Consider the following 22,657-nt stretch of genomic DNA (forward strand, 5'->3'; position numbering starts at 1 on the left):
TCCTCTTCCTATGCCATTTTCAAATTTCATGAAAAAAGTTTGAGAGGGGTTTCCTCTCCTCATCGTCTATAGTAGTGAACAACAAAATGGTTTCGTCCGTTTTGTTTGACCGCAAGCGGTCAGATTACATTTCATGAAAAACGCCGAGACGTTTTTCACAAAAAGGAAAGCTGCGCAGCACCTTTTTGCAAGGAGGTAACAAACATGCAGGACGATCGAGAGGTCATTGCGGAGGTTCTTCAAGGAAATAAAGAGGCTTATGCTCTGATCGTCAATAAATACAAGGGAAAAATCGCTTCGATTCTTGGACGCACGCTCCACCATTCTCATGATGCTGAAGACATGGTGCAGGAGGTTTTTATCAAGGCGTACTACAGTCTGCCAGATTATAAACCCAACTACTCCTTTTCTGCCTGGCTGTATCGAATCGCGATCAATCGCGGGATTGACGAGCTGAGAAAGCGAAAGCGGATGCCTTCCGTAACGGAGATGGATATCGAAGTCAAAGACGAATGTCCGATCCCGGAGGAAGATTATCTGGAAAAGGAACAGCGTCATGCTTTGCGACAGCAGATGATGGCACTGGACAAGAACCACAGGACGATTCTCGATTTGCATTATCTCCAGCATTTAAGCTACAGGGAGATCGGCAACAAACTATCTTTGTCCGTAGATACCGTGAGAATGCGCCTTTCCTATGCCAGGAAAAAGCTGCGAGACCAGCTAAGCAAGCCGGAGAAAAAAGGGGGTACCCCGCTTTGAATTGCCTTACGCAAAGACAGCTGATCGCCTACATGGAAGATCGTTTATCGCCAGTAACCAAACGAAATGTCGAAAGTCATCTCGATCATTGTACACACTGCCAACACCAACTGGAGCAATGGATCGATGGACTGCACCAAACGGAAGAAACGATGTGGGAAGACTCCCTCTCAACAAATATGGATCAAAAGATTATTCAGATGCTCTCCCCTCATCCCGTGAGAGTATTGAACCCTGTTACCCCTTCACACCAACCACCTGCGTGGAAACAAAGGAGTATCACAATCATGAAAAGAATGGCACTTGCCACCGCTGCATTAACCGTCGTCGTATCGGGAGGAATGCTAGTCTCTCCAACCTTTGCTAGTTATGTCAATGCTGCTTTTACGAACAACCCGATTGGCAAAGCTGATCCCGTAGCGCCTGTGACCAATAGCCTCCTGGAAAAACTAGCGGACAAAGGAATTGTACAAGCGGCCAAGAATGGATTTGCTCAGTCCGTGAATGTAAGTGCGACCGATCAAGGCCTCACTTTTGCCGTGCATGAAGTGGTGGCTGACCCGCTGCGTATTAGCATAGCAGCTTCTTTAAAAGACAAGAACGGCAAGGCAATAGATAGCTTCATGTCGGAAATGATCGACAGATCCATTAGAGAGCCACTTATCACCATTAAAGACAAACAAGGGAACGTCCTTGCACCCTCTGAGGAAAAAGATGCTCGCTACCCCAATAAACCATGGGATGTTTCCATGAATGTCACTCATAGTGTTATGACCTTGGATCGCGAGCTGCGAAGCTATTTTGATGATCTAAGCAAGGTGCCCGACGAGCTGATCGTAGAGTTTAACATCAAGCAACTGGAAGACATCAAGGGGAACTGGAAGTTGTCCGTACCTGTAGATATGAAAAAAGCAAAAGCAGCAATGAAGACGCATGAAATTAACAAAGCCTACACGACCCCACAAGGACTCAAGCTGAACGTCAAACAGATTACGTTTGCGCCAAGCGGAGTGGAGATGGTCATTGATCGAACCCTTGCTGCTAACGAGAAAAACGCATACAGCTATGAGCTGGTAGACGCGAAAGACAAAGTGGTCGCTGCTTGGGATTCGACTTCGGTTATTCGTGAAGTCAGCAAACGAAACAATGTGATCAGTGATGTGAAATGGGACCATACCCAATCCACCGAAAGTGGAGCAAGAGACTTCCATTACTTCTATCCAATTGACGAAAGCCAAAATCTCACCTTCAAGCTCGGGTCTGTATATACAGAGGAATCCGCTAAGCTTAACGCGAAGTTGGACGCCAATCTCCTCGAAAAGAAAGAAGTCATCTCGGCGGAAGACCAGGGAGATCAGTTTACTTTCAAAAAATATCAAAAGGATCCAAACGCAGTCGTTGATTTTGAAGGCTATGACGGCCATCACCGCGTGAACGACGATGGGACTACCACAAAATTGGAAGGCTACGATCTGGCATTCGAGGCAACTCTCTCTCCAGATACTGCCGCTATGGGTCCCTACCAATACTGGACCATTACAGACGAGACAGGGAAAAAGTACGAAGACATCGACTACTTAATCAATAAGACTGAGTATAAAAATGATCGGGCGATTTTTGAAGGAACGATCTTCTTAAAAAACCTCACAACCCTTCCAAAGCAATTGATCATTACTACCGAGAAACGAATGGTTGAACACAAAAATGTAGAGTGGGAAGTACCGATTTACGCCGGAAAATAAGAGCCCTTCATACGCAAAAGGCTGGTGGTACCCTTCGTACCGCCAGCCTCTTTTTCAAGTGATATATTCCTGCTGCAAAATCCCCATGTGCACGAGATCATGCCATTTTCCCTCGCGAAACAAAAACTGCCGCGAAATCCCTTCTTGCTTGAATCCGAGCCTCTCATACAGCTTTATGGCTTTTTCGTTAAAAGAAAAAACACGCAGCGATACCCGATGCAGATTCATTTCCAGGAATGCATAATCCAGCAGCAGTTTCAGCGCTTCTCGTCCATACCCCTTTCCCCAATACTCCTTCTCCCCAATATCGATGATGCACTCCGCATTGCGGTTTTTCAGGTCGATTTGAATGAGGGAGGTAATCCCGATCGGTCGATTGGTTTGGCTGTCTACGATCATGTAGCTCTTCGAGGAGCTTGCATGCAGGATGACCTGATTCACAAACCCGTTCGTATCGTCCCAGGTAAAGACGTCCATGGACGGACTCGTTGTCCGCATGACTTCCACGTCATTTCTCCACGTGTGGTAGATGTCCACATCCTCCCCCGTCATTTTTCTCAGATAGATTCTCTCTGATTGAAACAACATTCTTCCCCCTCCTTATTGAACCGGTCCCAGCATCGCTCTCAATGAAAACAACAGTGCTTCCATTTGCACGGACACCTTCGTTTTCTCTGCGCCCAAATGCGCGGTATCCAGCATCAGTCCATCGATAACCGAGATGAGATAGTGAGCGATCGCCTCGGGTGGAAGCTGTGGCTTGAACTCACCTGTCGCTGTCCCATGCGCGAAGAAAGCTGTCAACACATCCACCATTTTTTCATAGCGAGTCGTGATGTATGGATAGCTCTGTTGCTTTTGCTGATCTTTCAGTGACAGGAAAAACTCTGAGTTGGCTTGGGAAAGTGTTTGTTCGATTTTCTCGATCTCGACCTGCTGCTTGTAGACCCATTTGGTGATTTGATTCCAAGACGTTTCGCCAGCAATTGGTGTGAAAAACTGTACATCCTGTTGATCCTCGAATTGCAGCAGCTCCAAATATAAGTGCTCCAGGTTATCAAAGTAGGCGTACAAGGCTCCCCGCGATACACCAGCCTCGTCCATGACGTCTTGCATAGTGGCCCGTGTATAGCCTTTTGTGATGAACACGCGTTTTGCCGCTTGTAGCAGTTCGATTTTCTTTTTTGTTTTGTATTCGTCGCTTACTTTTGGCGCCATGAGGATTGGGCCTACCTCCTTTAAACAAAATATACACAGATGTCGTTTTTGTTGGTGAGACCATTATAAACGACACCAATGTCGTTTTTCAACCTCTTACGATTTCTTTCAACGAGAATAGCCACATATCCAATCAATGAAAAATCCATGGCATATCTTGTGTTAGATTGTCAGGAAAGGATGGGACATTCTTGAAAAGAAAAAAATCGAAGGGGTTCAAGAAAGTCAGCGGACGCTTGGTACACTATGGCACTTATCAGGATTATCGCCGAGACCTAGACAATCGTCTTAGAGAGGAATGTAAGCAGTTGAATCCAAATGATCCGACTGGGGCTATTTGTTGTTACCATTGTACTAAATGTGGCATCTACAGTAATCTCTATGGTGACCATGACTGTCACGTTTGTAATACCTTTGATTGTAGAGGCGGGTAAACGGCATTCTGAGGTATAAAAACGCGAAAAAAGCACCCTGCGTCACCAGTAACAGTGATCCAGGGTGCTAAAATAGCAAAACTTGCTCTATTGCGTCCGATCCGGTATGACAAACGACACCGTTGTTCCTTCACCCGGCTTACTCGTGATGCGCAGGCCCTTCCCGTACATTTGCGTCAGTCTCCGATTCGTGTTGGACACTCCGATTCCGCCTCTTTCCTTCTTCGACAAGTCGAGAATTTGCCGCACAGTCGCTTCCTCCATCCCGATACCATCATCCTTCACCTCAAAAAGAGTGGCGTTCTTTTGCCGGACGATGCGGATATGGAGAGTTCCCCCCTCTATTCTGGTAAAAAGACCATGGTTGATTGCATTCTCAACCAACGGCTGAATGGTGAGTGGCGGGATGAGCAGATCGATGTCAGGCTCAACCTCCCACACGATCTGTATCCGCTCGCCAAATCGTTCCTTTTCAATGTAAAGATAGGCTTGGACGAGCTCCAGCTCATGGGAGAGTGTAACTTGTTTTCCTGTATTCAAAAAGTCGAAGCTGATATGCAAGAAGGCGGTAAACGCATCCCCGAGTTTACGCATCTTCTCCGTATCAATGTCACTCAACGCCATAATCGAGCTAAGTGTGTTGAACAAGAAGTGCGGGTGAATCTGCGCCTGCAAGTAGGCAGCCTCCATGCGCAATCGTTCATCGACTGTTTGCTTGAGCGTCGTCAACGACCAGACGCGATATTTCAGCTCCATGCCATCGACTGGTTTGCAAACATAGTCATTCGCACCAGACAAATACCCGGTGTATACATCCTCAGACTGGCTTCGCGCAGTTAAGAGCAAAATCGGAAGCTCGGAAACAGAGAAATGCTCCCTGACCTTTTGCGTCAACTCATAGCCCGACATATGCGGCATCATGACATCGATGATAAGCAAGTCCCACTGCTCTGTAAAAAGCAGATCGAGCGCGTCTCTTGGCGATGTGCAAGTAGTGATTTGGTATTGCGAGGATGAGAGCATTCGATCCAGCACCCTTAGGTTAACCGGGTCGTCATCGATCGCCAAAATGTTCGCCTTTCTTTCAACAAACGCATGTGCAGCTGTTTCCTGAAAAGCCAAGATATCTGGAGCTTCACTATGCCTTATCTGGTTGATAGCCGTCACTTGATTGTTGTTATCTATCTGCTCCACATATTGGGTCTCTGCTGCTCTCATCTCATCTGTACTAACCACAGGCAGCCAGAAGCTAAATACGGAACCTTTGCCCGGTTCAGACTCGACTCTCAGCTCGCTATCATGCAGGTCTACCAGCTGTGTACAAATAGCAAGACCGAGGCCGATTCCTCCTCCATCGTTCGTTGCTTGAGCTCCCTGCTCATACGGCAAAAATATACGTGCCTTGGTATACTCATCCATCCCGATTCCTGTATCGGATACATAGATCACCACCTGTCCGTCCACGATCTCAGCAGAAACGACGACAGATCCTTTTTCCGTGAATTTGAGTGCATTGTGAACAAGATTGAACAGAATCTGGACTAGCCGCTTCTCATCTGCCAAGATTGGCGGGATGGACTCTGGTATGTCCATATTCAGTTGAACAGGCTTGCCTTCTACCATGTAGGTGAGCATGCTGATGATTCCGGAAACAACCGATTGAATATGCAACGGCTTCTTCTGCAACACGATATGCTTGTCCTGCAATCGTACGACATCTAGCAAATCGTCTAGTAAATGCGACATTCTGCGGCTGATCGTGACTAAGAGCTCCATGTCCTGCGTGCTGCGACTACTCATGACATGCTTTTCATTGTTGACGACAGTCTGAGCGATATTCATGATGCCGTGCAATGGCGTCCTCAGTTCGTGAGAGGTATGGGCGAGAAACTGGTCTTTGAGCTTGTCAGCTTCTTTCAATTGCTCCGTTAGCTTTGCCTTTTCCTCTGAATTGCGAAAAAATCGCTTGAACCAGTAAGCAGAAAAACTAACAAGTGCAGCAATCAGGTCGAGCGGATAATACACATACTTGATATCGATGATTTTATATTCCATCATTGCGGACCACATGACATTGGAAAAAATACTCATTGCAGCAATGAGCAAAAACACAGCGTCATGCTTGTTTTGCATGAGCATGCGGCTGATTCTGAAAATAAACAGCAACAACGGGCCGAAATAAATAATGACCAAAAATGGCGTTCCAGCTAAAATATACACCCATTGTGCCGTTCCCAGTATGATGACTGCCGAAAAAAGACTGAGCACGGAAAAATACGCCCTGAACGGTTTGGCGTTTTCTTTCTCCCCCTGAGCAGATAGACTTCTGATCAATAATATCATCAGCAAAGGCTGCCATATGTAGGCGAGCACTTCCACCTTTAGCGCCCATGTATAATCGATCGGGAGCCAAAGTAACAGCAGATTGTCATAATCAGACACAGTCTTTATCCCCACACAGGAAAGCAACAGCAAAAACACCAGAAACTCTTTGTGACGGGCATTCAATATGTACAGGATGCCGGCATACAAGCCATGTAGCAACAAGATGAGGAAGGTTGTCATCTGGAAGCCGATAGAATACCAACGTTCGGTGTCAACAGCGGCCTGCGACCCGAAGTAAATCGATCTGACGATGCCCCCTTCGAGTGGATTATGAAAGTTGGCCGTTCGGACAAGCACTTCAATGACCTTTGCATCACCTGCAATGTACGTAACCGTGAAGGATGACTTCCGCGGCGTGTACTCTTCCGCTGTTGTCGCAGGCACTCCGCCTCTGGCTAATATCTCTCCGTTAACCTCTACGGTAGAAGATGCTTCCACTTGCGGAACCCATAAGGTGTATGGCTGATTTAGCGGTTGATCGACCAAGATCCGTAAACGGTATGTTCCATAACCATACGATGATGGAGAGTCCCTGGAAAAAGCGCTGCTCCAATTGCCAGGCACTTGAAGGAATTGTCGTTCGTCATTCGATGATTGCTTGAAATCTTCATGCGTGATCAAAGATTCAGGGAAAAACTCCCATTCCCCATCCAGTGAAATGGACGGGGAATTTTCAAAGTCCCACCCGCGCATATCAAGAACCCCTTGAACCGCACGCGGATGCTCTGGAAACGCATGAAACGAAAACCAGAATGTTCGAAGACCTAGGAGAAATGCTAAAAACAAGAGAAGAATGACAAGATGCTTACTTATGAGTGCTTTTGAATTGCGCTGATTATGGGTACTTAGCTTTATCATAGTAAGATCATCTTTCGACACGATTCGAATTATCCCTTGTCAAATTACAGTTCACTTAGTCCTATTTTTCTCACACAAACTGTCTGCTATCGTTATTCCGCCCAAACCGATAGATGGCGATCAAGGCAAAAACTGTAGCGAATGCGAGCAAAATGGCCATGTTCAAATACAAGCTCCCCAGACTGTATCCTTGTTGAAGCTTATTTACCGTATCGAGCAACCAATGCTGGGGCAAGAATGTTGAAATTTTGCGCACGGTGTCCGGCATGATTTCCATTGGAAAGAAGCAGCCAGCCAGGAGGCACGTCGGTACAATGATCAGGTTGGAAATCGCTCCGGCACCTGCTCTACTCTTCGCAAAGGCAACGGTCATCAGAGAAAGTGCGATTGCCCCCAGCGCGAACACGAACAACGGCAGAATCATTTGACCATACGAGACGCCTGCATCTATGCCGAAGACGTTTTTCATGACGAGCAAGGTCACGATGATTTGCAGCAGTAAAATAAACATGCTGACGATAATATTCGAAAATACATAGGATCTAGCCGACATCGGCGAAGAAAGGAGTCGCAAAAAGGTGCGATTCTCTTTTTCTTTTAAAATGATCTCCGACATGTTCACCGCTGAAAACATCATGAACATAATGAGGAACCCAATCGATTGATTCGTCATACGCGTCACGTTCGAGGTGTCTTGCAGCGTTACCGTATTGAGCTTGTAGCTTTGCTCGTGGTATGCCGTATACAGCTTCGTGAACTTAGCCTCATCCGCTTGTGCCGCTTTTCCAATCGCGGCAAGATTGCCGATATAACTGTGCAGCATGGCCTTCACGTAGGCAGTAACCTGTTCACCTTTTACGGATACCATATTCAAGTGCGCTGGCGACCCTTTCCGAACACTGGCAGCATACCCTGACTCGAAAACAATTCCGCTATCCAGCTCACCAGAAACGATTTGTTCACGCATCGTTTGTTCGTCGATGATTGTGACCTTAATATGATTCAATCTCTCGATAAACCGAATCGTGTCCTGCGTGATCGTCTGGACCCCATCTTGATTGATGATTCCGACATGGATCGTGCCGCTGTCTGCATTGCTGTAGAGGGTAAGAGACAGCAGAACACCTAAGATCGGCAAACCCAAGTAAGTAAACCAGCTTTTTTTACTGCGAAACGTCTCCATCAGCGTTTTCCGAATTAGCCATAGCATTTCACTCATACAAAAGCACCCTCCCGTCTGCGCATCGTGATAACAGAAAAGATGATGAACGCCGTGGCAATGCTCACGTTCATCGCAATCGCAAACCATGCGCCTCTCGGATTGTCTGTGTAGATGATTTGCATCAGACCTGTATTCGCCCAGTGAAGGGGAGAGACTTTGGACAAGAGGCTGAAGAGACCAGCTGATTGATCAACGGGAAAATAGGCACCGCCTACAAAGGAGGCGACTTGCGTAACAATATTGTTGATTGCCCGTACTCCTTCCCCTTTGAAAAGAAAGCCAATCCCCAGACCCAGGCTGACTGCAAGCAACACCTCTGTCAAAAGTACGAGGATAATCATTCCGTAGTGGTTGCCCCAATCTGCTTGGAACACGAACTTGCTGACTAAGAACACGACGAGTACGAAAAACAAATTGACGAACGTACTGGCGATCATTTTTCCGGTAAAAATGGCACCTTTGCTGACAGGTGCTGCCATTAATCGTGTGGACGTTTTGTTCGTTCGCTCCCCGGTGAACAAATAACTCGCAGAGAACATCGAGTAGAGCCCAATCATGGTCGTCATCGCAATCGCGTAATAGTCGATTGCCCCCGGTTTTTTATTTGGATTCATGGTCGTTTCATGAATAAAATCATCACGCTGTCCAGTACCCTTGACTATTGCCGAAGCAGATTCGGGATCTATCTGATAAGCTGCGGATGCGAGCGAGTACCGATCTGCAAAAACGGTTAGCATCCCCGCAAGGATATTGCTTCCTATCGCATTCTTACTGCTTCCATAAAACTCAATCCCCGCATCACTGACGACTGCGTACCCCGTATAGCGATCCGAGCGAACTTCCTCCTGCCCGTCCATGCCTGAACTTACTGGAGCGACCTCCACTCCTTTATCTCCCAATACTTTTATAAACAAGTTCCACGCCGTAGACATTTGCACATCCGTCCCGTTGCTTTTATACAGCAAGCGCATGTCTCCTACGGTCCTCGTATCGTCGAATGCATTGGAAAGGGCGGAACCTAATATCAGCATCAGGATGATGGGAAGTGCTAGCATAAACATGAACGTTCTCTTTTCGCGAAGGCTGGACTTGATTTCTTTTACAGCGATACTCCATATATTCATGGCAAAGCCCCTCCTCTAGTCTCGCAAGTTTCGACCAGTTAAGGTCAAGAACACAGTCTCCAGATTCGGCGCTTGCTCTTCAACGGAGCGGATTTCTACCTGATCCTTAATGAATTGTTGAATGATCCGGTTCAGGTTGTTGATCTCCGTTTTCGATACGATTTTGATCGTATTCTCTTCTTGAAGCACCGCATTCACACCAGGAATCGCCTTAATAGCTTCGAGGTTTAACGGTTCATCTGCCCGAACGCCAATCCAAATTTCCTTCGCGTCGGTAATAATCGCTTTTAGCTCCTCCTTCGATCCTTCCGCGATGACTTTTCCATGGTCAACGATGGCAATACGGGTGCAGATTTCTTCGACTTCCTCCATGTAATGGCTCGTATAAATGATCGTGCAGCCCATGTCGTTGAGCTTGCGTACCGAATTCAAGATATAATTGCGCGAATGAGGGTCAATCCCGACAGTAGGTTCGTCCATGATGATCAGCTTCGGCCGATGGGCAATGGCGCAAGCGATGTTTAACCGACGCTTCATCCCGCCAGAGAAGTTTTTGGGAAAGCTTTTAGCTTTGTCGCCGAGACCTACGAATTCAAGCGCCTCTTCCGTCCGTTCGCGAAGCAGTGATCCACGCAGTCCGTACAAGCCAGCAAAAAACCTCACGTTTTCATAGGCAGTCATATCCTCGTAGATGGCGATATCTTGTGGTACGATACCGATGTTCATTTTGGCGAATTTGCTGTGCTTCTCAATGTTTTTTCCCAGCAGGGTAATCTCACCCTTTGTTACGCGCAACAGGGAGGCGATCATGTTGATGGTCGTGCTCTTTCCCGCTCCGTTGGCCCCCAGGAAACCAAAGATTTCTCCTTCACGTACGTTCAGAGACATATTGTCGACGGCGACGAAGTCACCGAATTTTTTCGTTAACTGACGAATTTCCAATACATGACTCACGTAACTCACTCCCTTCGTGGTTATGTCTGCATTGTAATAAAAAAGGATGCCCCTATGTCAGTGCATAAGTTCATCCCTCGGCACATGAGAATTCTCATGTTGTTGCTCATGATCTTTTTCATTCGTTGCGATAAGGCAGCAGTGTGGTCACGCTAAAGCCTCGCGTACCGTCTACAATCACTGTTCCACCAGCGGAAGCAGCTCTCTCCTCCATCCCGAGAATGCCAAGCCCTTTTACAACCTTTTCTGCGCCGGCCCCATTGTCTGTGACCACTGCTTTTATGAATGTATTCAGCACCCGTACCTCTAGGGAAATCACTGTCGCCTTTGCATATTTGAGTGCATTCGTGACCGCTTCCGTCGCATTTTGCTGAATGATTTTCCACTGAATCGGTGAGATGACGTCAATGTCTCCGTCAAAAGTAAGCGTGGCTGTCACTGTCTCTCTGGCAGACAGCTCATCGACAAACGACCGGAGTCGATTGATTCCCAGCTCCTCCGACCGAGGCTTTACTTCCTTGAGAGTCACTCTGATTCGCTCCAGTCCTTCCTTCGATATCGTGATCGCATTGCGGAGCAGCTCGGATGCCTTGTCTTGATCAGTCGCCATCAGCAGTCGCGACGCTTCCATTTGTATCAGCGCACCTGCAACCGCATGCCCCACATCGTCGTGAATTTGTTGAGAAAGGCGATTGCGCTCCTCCAGTTGAATCGTGTAAGTCGACTGGCGGAAGTATTCACTGCTTTCGTTTAAGGAGCGGGTCAAGCTTTGTAAATCCTCTCGCATCTTCTCCCGTTCAGCTTCTAACCTGCCGAGCTTGTCAGTTAGCCTGCTACCACTCCTATACAGCAAAAAGCTAAGAAAGGTCGTTAATAAATACAAGGGCACCCATTCAGGTGGCACTATGAACAAAGGCAACAACATACAGAGAAATACGACCACCCGGTGCTTACCTGCCAAAAAAGCTAGCTCTAAAACGTTGATTGGCAAGAGCAGCATAAACAACGGATCCAGTACGAATTCACTCGCCAACACAAACATGATGGATAGCCAAACAAACCATTGCTTATGATTCATCTGTTTCAAAATGAGAATAGTAAGATTGATAGCCAGATACAACAAGTACACGAGAATTTGCCACGGGTCAACTTCAGAAGTGGGATGAGCAAGAAAAGAAGTCACGATGATAAAACCAAGCACCGCTGTCTTATTCGCCATTGTCCATAACGCCATCGGTTGTGACCTCCTTTCAATCAGACATGTTCGTTTCGCCCGTCAAATAATAGATGGCGATCTGCGTACGATGTTCAAGTGCTGTTTTATTCAAGATGGAAGTAATGTAATTCGCAACGGTTCCCTCGGAAATATACAGCTTCTTTGCGATTTCTTTGTTCGATAGTCCCTTGGCGATCTGCTTCATGACATCGAGCTCCCGTTCCGTAAATAAGCTTTGATCGATTTTGCTTTCGGTAGGGATGGCTCCTGTCACTTTGGGAGGAGCGGTAGTGGACACGGTATCCGTCGCGTTCTTCCCTGTATTCAGGTTCATTTTGATCTTATCCAGGACGACATCCTGCAGCACATGATGGTTGTTATAGACACTCTTGATGGCATCTCGAATGCGGTTGGGATCATTGTTTTTCAATAAATAGCCGCGTGCCCCTGCTTGAATGGCTTCGAGGACAAATTCGTCATCGTCGAATGTGGTCAAAATGAGCGGTTTGACCGTAGTCTCGGCAGTCAGCACACGAGTCGCTTCCACTCCGTTCATGTTCGGCATCCGAACGTCCAAAAGCGCGACGTCTACCTCGTTCTGTTTGCAAAACGTCACCGCCTCGAACCCATCCTCCACAATCCCGACTACTTCAAACTCCTCGAAGCTCGTCAGGATGATTTTCATGCCTTCCCGTATAAACGAATTGTCGTCTGCGATCAACACTTTGATTTTCAAAGAAGCTTGCCTCCTGTCGAACAAACCCTCGGCCGCATAAAAAGCGGACGTATATATTTTTCCCAATATTACCACTGTCCTGCTTTGCTTCACAATTGTAGAATCTCGCCCCGAATTGTTCTCACTTTCACATCACACATGGAAAAATTAACACTTCGAAAATATATAGACACGAATCCACTGTGTCAGTATGATAAATAACCTAAGCCCTCGTAACCAACATACGGGGCCAATTTTTGAATGGAATACTCTATGGAGGGGAATTTGTGGAAACAGCACAACTAAATAAAACGGCTTGGAACACTGGGGCATATCAAGCGTGGCTGAAACGCTTTGGAACACCTGTTGAGGCAGCGGTCAAAATTAAAGAAGACCCTCAAAAGCGAATCGGTAAAGTATATGAGCACATGGGGGATATTCGCGGCAAGAAGATTATCAATTTACTCGGTTCAAATGGAAACAAAGCCATTGCGCTTGCCTTGCTAGGTGCCGACGTGACCATCGCCGATTTCTCTTATGAGAATGAACAGTACGCCAAAGAACTGGCTGCAGCTGCCGAAGTTGACCTGACTTACATCGTTTCGGATGTATTGCAGCTACCTCCAGATGCATTGTCTGGTGAGTATGATCTCGTTTTTATGGAATTCGGTATTCTTCATTACTTTTTGGACTTAACCGAATTATTCCAGGTGGTCAACTCGCTCCTGCGAAAAGGCGGCGTGCTCGTCCTCCAAGATTTCCATCCGGTATCCACAAAACTCATCTCCTCACGCGGAACGACTGCTACTATCCGCAAACATAAAGTAACAGGCGATTATTTCGACTCCTCACTTGAGGAAAAGGACATTGCTTTCTCCAAATTCCTTTCGAACGGGATGAATGACACTGAATCAAAAGTAATGTTACGCAATTGGACCTTAGGGGAAATCGTTACGGCCATTGCAAGCAAAGGGCTGTGCCTAAAAATGCTAGAAGAGCTCCCGAATCTTTCCTCGGAAGTTTTTGATAAAGGGATCCCGAAAACCTTCACGATTATCGCCGAGAAATTATAACGAATATTTGCCATCATCTTACTAAATTCCTAATACCGAACAGAGGAGATTTTCGCTCCTCTTTTCTTTCACGTACTTATAGACTGACGGTCAGTCATATGGTAATCTGTATCCAACCACTTACTGACAATCAAAGGAGGCGCCGATGAAAAGAATCGTGAAAGACCCCACAACACGGCGAGCAGAAATATTGGAAGCTGCCGGGGAGCTATTTCGAAATCAGGGTTATGTCCATACAACCGTGGACGCGATCATTCAAAAGGTGGGCGTAGCGAAAGGAACCTTTTATTACTACTTCAAATCGAAGGAAGAGATCCTCGAAGCATTTGTCCAGTCCATGGTCGATACACTTTGCGAAGAATATAAAAAAATCGCAGATGACGCTACCTTACCTGTCATGGAGAAGGTTCGCCAGATGCTGCGCAGCCAAAGCCACCCCATCGACAAGCAAGCAGAATGGATGGAAAGCTTGCATCGCCCTGAAAACAGAGAGCTTCACGAGCGTCTGAACATCGCCATTATCTTGAAAATTGCCCCTGCCCTTGCACAAGTCATTGAACAAGGAAATCAAGAAGGCGTCTTTCATGTGGAGAATGCCTTGGAGACTGTTCAGTTTCTCCTCGCTGGCTCACAATTTTTGTTGGAATCAGGCATTTTTCATTGGGAGCACGAGGAGCAGACAAAACGATTAGAAGCCATGCAGGTGATTATTGAAAGGTCACTAGGAGCTGCGCCGGGGTCCTTCTCGTTTCTATAATGGATGAAAAGGAGGAAAGACAATGATCGCTCATGATAAAGCCTTTCGCAGATTCCTCATCATTTGGTCAGGGCAGCTGTTTTCAGCTATCGGAAGTGGACTTACCGCTTTTGCCTTGGGTGTCTTTGTTTTTCAACAGACCCAATCTACCATGAGCTATTCGTTAATCATTCTCTTTTCTTTTCTCCCCTCCTTCCTTTTACTTCCCTTTAGCGGGGTGCTGGCAGACAGATTTGACCGCAAGAAAATGATGATCATTGGCGATCTCGGTTCCATAGCTGGTATCTTGTTCATCTGGCTTGTCATGCTGTCCGGACGTATGGAATTATGGCACATCTATTTGGGGGTCGGCATCAGCTCGATCTCTGCCGCTATTCTAAACCCAGCCTTTAAAGCAGCCGTCTCCGATCTGGTTTCGGAAGAGATGTACTCACAGGCAAGCGGGCTCATCCAACTGGCAAGTTCAGCTCAATATCTAATTTCTCCACTCGTTGCAGGGTTTCTTCTCAGTGCATTTAATATCCAGCTCGTCTTACTCATCGATATGATGACCTTCCTTCTAGCTGTCGGCGCCGTGCTGATGATTATGAAACACGATGCCACTCCCCAGAAACATGAAAGACAAAGCTTTTTTCGCGAAATGTCTGAAGCCTTCCGCTATCTCCTTTCAAAGAAAGGGGTTTTCTCGTTAGTTCTGTTAATGTCTGTTGTGTGCTTTTACATCGGGCTGCTGCAATCGCTTTTTGGGCCTATGATGCTGACATTAACTGATTCCAAGACGCTCGGTATTGCCCTCTCTGCATCTGCATCGGGCATGCTCGTCAGCAGCCTTTTGATTGGACTCTTCGGGATGGGAAAGAGAAAGGTGTTTATGCTGTCCTTCTCTCTCGTAGTTGCTGGCTTATTTTATGCCCTGATGGGTGTGTTCACCTCCGTTTGGCTGATTATGGTTTTTGGCTTCCTCTTTTTCATCACGCTTCCCTTTGTGAACACGAGCCTTGAGGTTCTCATCCGAACGAACGTCGAGAATGAACGGCAAGGCAGAGTATGGTCAATGATCACGGCTATTTCGCAAATCGGGTTCGTACTGGCATTTGGATCGGCAGGATTTTTAGCGGATCATGTATTTAACCCGCTTTTTTATCCAGATCAATTGCTTGGGCAAACTGTCGGGCAGATCATCGGAACGGGGCCTGGCAGAGGAATTGGCTTTCTGTTTGTTCTCTCTGGCGTACTTGTGGCGCTACTGGGAATCGTAATCGGACGTGTAAGGAAGATACGGGATTTGGAAGGAATGACACTGAAAGGTATCCACTCGTACAAATAAAAATATTTTCTCAAAACCTATGCAACATATTCATATTTTCCTCCGTCTGGAATGTCGAGTTCATGAGACTTACACCTAGAAGGAGGAAGATTCAAATGAAAAAAGCGATATCTACTTCGTTGGTTGCTATTCTACTCGCAACAAGTGTACCTGCTGCTCTGGCGGCTGACCTGGAGAGCAAAGGAAATGGGAACGGCAAGCCCGAAGTAAAGGCAGAAGCAAAAGATAAATCGAAAGAAACTTCTGTCAAAGAATCTGATACCGATACTGATAGCGACGATGAGGACTCAACCGAAGCAAGCACAGAAACCAACATCAAAGACGTAAAATTGAAAAAACAGCTGATCGAGCTTCGCCAAGAGCTCAAGCATGCTGCTGAAATCACGGAAGATCAAAAAGCGAAATACGAGCAGCTGGTAGCTGAACTGGAAAAAACCACTGACAAACAGGGAGCTTTGGATGTACAGCTTGAGCTTCTTCAGCGCACGTACCAAAAAGGAGATTACACACCATTCAAAAAGCTTGGAGAACTCCTTGAGGATACTGGCTCTACAGAAGTGAAAGCATTCGTAGATGGAAATCAGGTAAAAGCGGATGTGGCACCGTTTGTACAAGGTGGAAGAGCTTTGGTGCCTGTACGTGCTATCAGCTCCGCATTGAAAGCGGAAGTAAACTGGAAGCCAGAGACTCGTACCGTCGAAATTTCGCGTGGCGAAAAATCTATCACGCTGTACCTCGATAAAAAAGAAGCAACTGTAGACGGGAAAACCATTTCTCTGGACACTGCACCTGTACTGAAAAATGGACGTGTATTCCTGCCTCTGCGCTTCATCAGTGAACAACTGAACGCGGAAGTAAAATGGCAAGAAGAAGGCAAAATCGTTATCATTGACGACATTCAAGCCTCTAACGAATCCGCCCAAGATACAGACTCCGACGATACATCTGCAAAGTAATACAGGCTACCTTGGCTCATATGGCATAGAAAAAAAGATAGTGGTTCTCATTAGCTCCTTTTAGCTATGAGATCCGCTATTTTTTTGTTTTTACCATCACTTTTGCCCATGACATTGTGGGAGGATAGCGGCTTTCGCCATTTTTCCGCGTCTGAAAACAAGCTTATTTCCCCTATAGTTCGTCCAGTCATGTCCAAGCGGCATTCATAAAATATTGTATGAACGCTAAGGAGGTGGATGTATGTCTTGTGGTTGTAATGATCGAGAAAAAAAACACGAGATTGAAAAAGATTGTGACACAGACATAGAAAGGGATTTCGATAGAGACTTCGACGAAGATTTTGACCGCGATCATGATCGTTGTGGTTGTGGTTGTCGCCGCCGCCGTCGTCGTCGTCGCTGCCGTTTTTGTTCCTTCTTCCGTCGCCGTCGTCGCCGCTGTCGTTTCTGTTTCCTCCGCTGTCGACGTCACCGCCGTTGATAGTAGTGTCCTTCTAATAATGAAGAAACGTCCGAATCATTTGACTCGGACGTTTTGCTTTTGCTATGCTCCAAACCTCTGGCGGTACCCACATCTTCTGCATAATTCCTCGACAGCCTCCCTGCGAGAAAATCCATCTATCAGGTTATTCGCCCGCTCGCCATCCACAATATCAGTGAAAGAGGTCTGATTGATATTCCCTAGATTAATAACCCCTTCCCCGTCGAGACAGCACGGCACAACCGTTCCATTTTCGAGAATCGCCGCCTGCGTGCGCAATCCATGGCAAAAGCCTTTTCCATCATCCTCAGGTGCTGTTAGACTCGGCCACTGGAATTCGTAATCTTGGTTCAAATAGACGCGATCATTGATTTTTACCCCACTGCCCGGCACTACTTTTTCTTCAATTCGATAGTCCAGCCCAAATTCTTTCTCAATCACTTCAAGCGTCTGGCGGTTTCTACTCTTTTGAATGTTCGTGGCGTTATCCTGTGTCAAATTCCACAGACGGAAAGAAAAAATCACTTGATGCTCCTGAGCTTCCCGAACAAATGAAAGAATCTCCCGCAAATAACCTTCGCGGTTGGTTGAGCCGGTATGTCCGTCAAAGCTGTGAAGCGAGAAGTTCATTTGTCGGAGCGCAGGCTTGCCTAGCAATTTATGCCGATTTTTCGCAATCAGCGTACCATTTGTGGTGATATTGACCTTGAAGCCTTTCTCATGACTGATATCGAGCAGCTCATCGATTTTGGGATGGAGAAGCGGTTCCCCTTTGACGTGCAAATAAATGTAATCGGTGTGCGGTTTGATCTCATCCAGCCTTTTCGCAAAGTCTTCTACTTTAATAAAACTTTTACTGCGCTCCGTTGGCGGACAAAAGGTACAGGCGAGATTGCAAACGCTGGTGATTTCTATATAGACTTTCTTAAATGTTTTCAAGATGTTTTCCCCATTCCAGATGCCTATGATTGATCATACCCATCATAGTAACATAGGAGGGCTTTTACAGGTAACGGTGTATTCTGGTGAAGGAGCTATATTCATCCCCTAGCTTTTTTCATAGTCCTCTTTTAGCATTCCGTAAATCTCTACATCCACGATTCCTTTGCCCGACCAAAGCGTTGCTTGTCTAAGCGTTCCTTCCTTCATGAAGCCATTCTTCAACAATACTTTCTTAGAGGTCTCATTCGGAGGCATCACTTCCGCCTGTATTCTGTTGACGTTGACATCCATGAACAAAAAGTGGAGCAATATGTTTACCGCTTCCGTCGCAATCCCTTTTCCCCAATGCGCTTCGGACAAGAAGTAGCCAATCGTCACCATGTTTACCTTTTGATGAAAGTCGAAAGCTTCGATAATGCCAAGCAAGTGATCGGGGTTATCATTGGCGAATATCCCCCATTTGATCTTGGATTTTTTCAAATAGTCTCTCTCAAAATGCCCGATCATACTTTTCACTGTCGCTTTATTATGCTTGGGGATAATCCCGCAGTATGCAAATACATGGTCATTGCTGTAGATTTCAAATACTTCATCCACATGCTGCTCTTCGATTTTCTTCAAGGTGACACGCTCTGATTTTAAATTGGGAAACTGGTTAAAAAGGACGCCAACGTTCATGATTTCAGCTCCATCTTTTGAGATTATTTAACTTCTTAATTTTTCCAACATGACTCTTTTTCCTCCTTATTCACCCCATAGAAAAATGGTATGGAAGCTTGCCTCCATACCAGCATCAAAAAGCGAGTAGTACTAACTTCGCGTAGTACCAAAAAACGAGGGCATGGATCACTCCAGCCCTCGTACTTATTTCTACTAATTCATCTAAATGAGCATCCCCGCAATCGCTGCGCTCAACAGATTCGCCAAGGTTGCCGCAACTACTGCACGCAAGCCCATCTCCGCAAGGTCTGATCTTCTTGACGGAGCAAAGCCGCCCAAGCCACCAATGACCATAGCCAGCGCAGCTAGATTGGCAAAGCCACAAAGGGCGAAGCTGATGATCACAACGCTTTTTTGCGACAAATTCGCAATCTCAGGTGCAAAAGCCGTGTACGCGACAAATTCGTTGAGGACAATCTTTTGCCCGATGAAAGAACCGGCTTTTAGCGCTTCCTCCCATGGAACCCCGATCATAAAGGCAATCGGTGCGAACAGGTAGCCTAAAATGTGCTCAAGCGTCAACGCTTCTATTCCCACTAACCCGCCAAGCCAGCCAATAATCGAGTTCAGCAAGAAAATCAACGAGATAAACGCGAGCAACAGCGCACCGACACCAGCAGCCACTTTTAGGCCGTCCGAAGCTCCCCGAGCAGCCGCATCGATGACGTTTCTGGACTCCGTATCTTTCATGACTTCCACATGTTCCACTCTGTGTGGCTGTTCTGTCTCCGGCATTATAATTTTCGCAAGCAACAAACCACCCGGCGCTCCCATGAATGCTGCCGCCAGCAAATATTCAATCGGAACACCAAGCATCGCATACCCACCGATAACCGAACCCGAAACGCACGCCAGTCCGCCTGTCATTACAGCAAACAGCTCGGACTTGGTCATTTTCTCAATATAAGGCTTTACGACAAGTGGCGCTTCAATCGGACCCAAGAAAATATTTGCAGAGGCTGACATGGATTCGGTTTCGCTCGTTTTGAGCACCCGAGACAAAAATCCACCAATAATTTTCGTAGCCCACTGCATGATTCCGAGATAATACAGGACCGAAATTAAGGAAGAGAAGAAGATAATGATCGGCAATACTTGCAGGGCAAATGTAAAGCCTGCATTCTGTGCACCGAGTATCCCACCAAACAAGAACTGAATTCCGGCATTCGTCGAATCAATGATGCTTTGAACGATCGACGCTAAGTACTCCAGAAGCTTTTTCCCAAAATCCCATTTCAGTACGACCAAAGCAAAAATAAACTGAATCGCAAACGCACCAATGACCGTCCTCGGATGAATCGCTCTCCGATTTTTCGAAAACGCAATGGCTATTATAAAAATTCCCAGGATGCCGAGAACTCCCCAAATGTATTGCATGAACGTATCCTTTCTGTATCGCCAGCTGTGTCGATATCTCAGATGACTTGCTTTGTTCTAGATCGCTTTTTTCGCTAATTCTGTCATGTAATCAAAGAATGCATCACGATCTACATCATAAACCACTTGTACAGGGCGTCCGTCAGCCGTCTCAACAGTTCGGCCTTGGCTTGCCCCTTCTGTAATGACGATGCTGTTAACCGTTTGCACCTTTACAAGATCACTATTGCCAACAAATGCTGTGGTTAATACATCCCACAGGTAGTAAGTCGAGTTGGTCGAGAAGTGTACGAGTGGCGGCACCATTGCATAGCATTGACCCAAGAAATCTACACCGATATGCTTGCGCTCTTTTGCCCAGCGCTCACGAACATCCAGTGTCAGTGGGACTTGGTTCGTGCTCTCCAGTGCGACCAAATCAATCTCCATTCCGCTTTCCCATACGCGAGCAGCTGCTTCCGGGTCCCAGAATACGTTCCACTCTGCTGTTCCATCGTGCTCAGGCTCATGCACGTTTCCTTCTTCACGGAATGTTCCGCCCATCCACACCAGGCGCTCTACTTTTTCTTCGATAGTTGGATCGATATCCAATGCACGCGCAAGGTCAGTCAAAGGACCCGTAAACAGCAAGGTCGTTTTTCCTTCTGTTGCACGCAGCGTTTCAATAATGTGAAGATGCGCAGGCTTGTCCGCTACTGGCGTAATCACTTCTCCTGATTCATTGAGCAAGGGCAGTGCATCTACATAAAATGCATGCATGCGCCAGTCCTTTGGAAAAGGGTTTTTCCCGCGGGAATTGGACTCTGCTACATCCAAACCGCCTTTACCGAAACGATCAATGATTTTCCGGCTGGCAAACATCGCTGGTTCCAAGTAGCAATCGGCTGGAATGACGGATACCCCCGTCAGATTCACATTGTCCATTTGGAGCAGCAAGAATAAAGAAATTAAATCATCAACGCCGCCATCATGGTTAAAGTAAATGTTTTTCTTCATCATTATTATCTCCAATCTCATACATGAACTTGTAAGAAGTACAAGTAAACCACTATTATTTGGAACCCTTCAAAAAATAATACTAAAGTTTCACTAAAAAATATATAACCATTATGAACAACACAGCTGAAGGACAAAAAAGAGAGACTATCCTCCAGTAGAAAATCTACTTTGGCGATAGCCTCTCTATCACTTTATTTGTTTAACAGATGGAAAACTTGCTCTACGTCTTTGTCACCTCGTCCTGAAAGATTAACAATCAGGATCTGTTCCGGTGAAAGAGTGGGAGCCACCTGCAAGGCATACGCAATGGCATGTGCGCTTTCCAAGGCGGGAATGATCCCTTCTGTTCTCGATAGTTCTTGAAAAGCCGCCAACACTTCGTCATTCGTCACCGTGTAATATTCCGCTCGTCCACTGACTTTTAGCTGGCTATGCTCTGGGCCAATTCCAGGATAGTCCAACCCGGCAGCAATCGAATACGTTTTTTGAGGTTCTCCATTTTCGTCCAGCAATACGAGGCATTTAAAACCATGAATGACGGCTGGAACCCCTTTGGTCAAGGTAGGTGCCTGATCAGGCTCAACACCAATCAGACGTACGGATGGCTCCTCTATATAATGGGCAAAAGCTCCAATCGCGTTACTGCCCCCACCAACTGCAGCGATGACCGCATCTGGCAAGCGACCTTCTTTTTCTAAGATTTGTCGCTTGGATTCTTCACTGATAATCGATTGAAAATACTTTACCATCGTAGGGAACGGATGCGGACCAACCGCAGATCCTAATAGATAGAACGTGTTCTGGTAGTTTTGAACCAAATCATTCAGCGCTTCATCAACCGCATCCTTCAGCCTTCCTTGCCCTTTGGACACCGCTACCACTTTTGCCCCTAAAAGCTCCATGCGAAATACATTTAATGCTTGTCTTTTCGTATCCTCCGCGCCCATATAGATCACGCATTCCATGTCAAACATCGCGCAAACCGTCGCAGTAGCAACTCCATGCTGTCCTGCACCCGTCTCAGCAATAATACGCTGTGCACCCATTCGCTTTGCCAGAAGGATTTGACCGATGACATTATTGATCTTATGGGCACCAGTATGGTTTAAATCTTCTCGCTTTAGATAAATTTTGGCACCGCCGAGTTTTGCAGTTAAATGACGAGCAAACGTCAACGGATTTTCCCGACCTATATATTCTTTCAGATAATACTTGTACTCTTCGATAAATTCCTCATCATCTTTATATCTTTCAAATTGTTCGGCCAAATAATCCAATACTTCCTGTAATTGTGGAGGTACAAAGCTTCCTCCGAACTCACCGAAATATCCCTTTTTTGTCTGTTCTGTCATTGACATGCTCATCTCTCCTCAGCTATAGCTAGTCCTCAATCCT

General features: G+C 46.4%; 20 protein-coding genes. 6 read left to right on the plus strand and 14 right to left on the minus strand.

The genetic code is table 11. The annotated features are described in order from the left end of the window. The first annotated feature begins 204 nt into the window (after positions 1–204). A complete protein-coding gene (locus ACFVS2_RS19570) occupies positions 205–762 on the plus strand; it encodes an RNA polymerase sigma factor (RefSeq protein WP_390236742.1) in 558 nt (185 codons plus the stop codon). Then, positions 759–2,504 carry a DUF4179 domain-containing protein gene (locus ACFVS2_RS19575; RefSeq protein WP_390236744.1) on the plus strand — a complete coding sequence of 582 codons (1,746 nt, stop codon included), beginning with the start codon at positions 759–761 and terminating at the stop codon, positions 2,502–2,504. Before ACFVS2_RS19570 ends, ACFVS2_RS19575 begins: the two co-directional genes overlap by 4 nt. A 54-nt stretch (positions 2,505–2,558) precedes the next feature. Here ACFVS2_RS19575 and ACFVS2_RS19580 read toward each other — a convergent pair whose 3' ends face one another. The 8 genes from ACFVS2_RS19580 to ACFVS2_RS19615 form a co-directional block, all read right to left on the minus strand. Next, positions 2,559–3,092, minus strand: a complete 534-nt coding sequence (locus ACFVS2_RS19580) for a GNAT family N-acetyltransferase (RefSeq protein ID WP_390236746.1) — start codon at positions 3,090–3,092, stop codon at positions 2,559–2,561. A 12-nt stretch (positions 3,093–3,104) separates the two neighbouring features. Next, entirely contained in the window at positions 3,105–3,722 is a 618-nt protein-coding gene (locus tag ACFVS2_RS19585) for a TetR/AcrR family transcriptional regulator (protein ID WP_390236747.1), read from the minus strand. A 521-nt stretch (positions 3,723–4,243) separates the two neighbouring features. Continuing rightward, positions 4,244–7,399 carry a hybrid sensor histidine kinase/response regulator gene (locus ACFVS2_RS19590; protein ID WP_390236749.1) on the minus strand — a complete coding sequence of 1,052 codons (3,156 nt, stop codon included), beginning with the start codon at positions 7,397–7,399 and terminating at the stop codon, positions 4,244–4,246. A 70-nt stretch (positions 7,400–7,469) separates the two neighbouring features. Continuing rightward, positions 7,470–8,618, minus strand: coding sequence for an ABC transporter permease (locus tag ACFVS2_RS19595; protein WP_390236751.1), 1,149 nt, complete (start codon positions 8,616–8,618; stop codon positions 7,470–7,472). Beyond that, positions 8,615–9,745, minus strand: a complete 1,131-nt coding sequence (locus ACFVS2_RS19600; RefSeq protein WP_390236753.1) for an ABC transporter permease — start codon at positions 9,743–9,745, stop codon at positions 8,615–8,617. Before ACFVS2_RS19600 ends, ACFVS2_RS19595 begins: the two co-directional genes overlap by 4 nt. 15 nt (positions 9,746–9,760) lie before the next feature. Continuing rightward, a complete protein-coding gene (locus ACFVS2_RS19605) occupies positions 9,761–10,699 on the minus strand; it encodes an ABC transporter ATP-binding protein (RefSeq protein ID WP_390236755.1) in 939 nt (312 codons plus the stop codon). A 118-nt stretch (positions 10,700–10,817) separates the two neighbouring features. After that, positions 10,818–11,933, minus strand: coding sequence for a sensor histidine kinase (locus tag ACFVS2_RS19610; RefSeq protein WP_390236757.1), 1,116 nt, complete (start codon positions 11,931–11,933; stop codon positions 10,818–10,820). 16 nt (positions 11,934–11,949) lie between these two features. Next, a complete protein-coding gene (locus tag ACFVS2_RS19615) occupies positions 11,950–12,600 on the minus strand; it encodes a response regulator (RefSeq protein ID WP_390236906.1) in 651 nt (216 codons plus the stop codon). A gap of 317 nt (positions 12,601–12,917) precedes the next feature. Between ACFVS2_RS19615 and ACFVS2_RS19620 the strand changes: the two genes are divergently transcribed. The 4 genes from ACFVS2_RS19620 to ACFVS2_RS19635 all read left to right on the plus strand — a co-directional run bounded on the left by ACFVS2_RS19620 (position 12,918) and on the right by ACFVS2_RS19635 (position 16,743). Beyond that, positions 12,918–13,703, plus strand: coding sequence for a class I SAM-dependent methyltransferase (locus ACFVS2_RS19620; protein WP_390236759.1), 786 nt, complete (start codon positions 12,918–12,920; stop codon positions 13,701–13,703). A 145-nt stretch (positions 13,704–13,848) separates the two neighbouring features. Then, complete coding sequence (locus tag ACFVS2_RS19625) at positions 13,849–14,460, plus strand: TetR/AcrR family transcriptional regulator (RefSeq protein ID WP_390236761.1); 612 nt, start codon at positions 13,849–13,851, stop codon at positions 14,458–14,460. Between the two features lie 22 nt (positions 14,461–14,482). Next, a complete protein-coding gene (locus ACFVS2_RS19630) occupies positions 14,483–15,787 on the plus strand; it encodes an MFS transporter (RefSeq protein WP_390236763.1) in 1,305 nt (434 codons plus the stop codon). A gap of 95 nt (positions 15,788–15,882) precedes the next feature. Beyond that, positions 15,883–16,743, plus strand: a complete 861-nt coding sequence (locus tag ACFVS2_RS19635) for a copper amine oxidase N-terminal domain-containing protein (protein ID WP_173618257.1) — start codon at positions 15,883–15,885, stop codon at positions 16,741–16,743. Positions 16,744–16,930: 187 nt separating this feature from the next. Here ACFVS2_RS19635 and ACFVS2_RS19640 read toward each other — a convergent pair whose 3' ends face one another. The 6 genes from ACFVS2_RS19640 to trpB form a co-directional block, all read right to left on the minus strand. Further along, a complete protein-coding gene (locus tag ACFVS2_RS19640; protein WP_390236765.1) occupies positions 16,931–17,215 on the minus strand; it encodes a hypothetical protein in 285 nt (94 codons plus the stop codon). A 72-nt stretch (positions 17,216–17,287) separates the two neighbouring features. After that, a complete protein-coding gene (locus ACFVS2_RS19645; RefSeq protein WP_390236767.1) occupies positions 17,288–18,163 on the minus strand; it encodes a radical SAM/SPASM domain-containing protein in 876 nt (291 codons plus the stop codon). A 108-nt stretch (positions 18,164–18,271) separates the two neighbouring features. Then, on the minus strand, positions 18,272–18,844 hold the full coding sequence (locus tag ACFVS2_RS19650; RefSeq protein ID WP_390236769.1) for a GNAT family N-acetyltransferase: 573 nt from the start codon (positions 18,842–18,844) through the stop codon (positions 18,272–18,274). 204 nt (positions 18,845–19,048) lie between these two features. Continuing rightward, a complete protein-coding gene (locus tag ACFVS2_RS19655) occupies positions 19,049–20,263 on the minus strand; it encodes a NupC/NupG family nucleoside CNT transporter (protein ID WP_173618260.1) in 1,215 nt (404 codons plus the stop codon). A gap of 57 nt (positions 20,264–20,320) precedes the next feature. Further along, the gene (locus tag ACFVS2_RS19660; RefSeq protein ID WP_390236771.1) at positions 20,321–21,259 is read right to left on the minus strand and encodes a nucleoside hydrolase; all 939 of its coding nucleotides are present in this window, start codon (positions 21,257–21,259) and stop codon (positions 20,321–20,323) included. A gap of 194 nt (positions 21,260–21,453) precedes the next feature. Continuing rightward, the gene (trpB, locus tag ACFVS2_RS19665) at positions 21,454–22,620 is read right to left on the minus strand and encodes a tryptophan synthase subunit beta (protein WP_390236773.1); all 1,167 of its coding nucleotides are present in this window, start codon (positions 22,618–22,620) and stop codon (positions 21,454–21,456) included. Positions 22,621–22,657: the final 37 nt, after the last annotated feature.

The sequence above is a fragment of the Brevibacillus sp. NPDC058079 genome, assembly GCF_042885155.1.
GTDB lineage: Bacteria > Bacillota > Bacilli > Brevibacillales > Brevibacillaceae > Brevibacillus.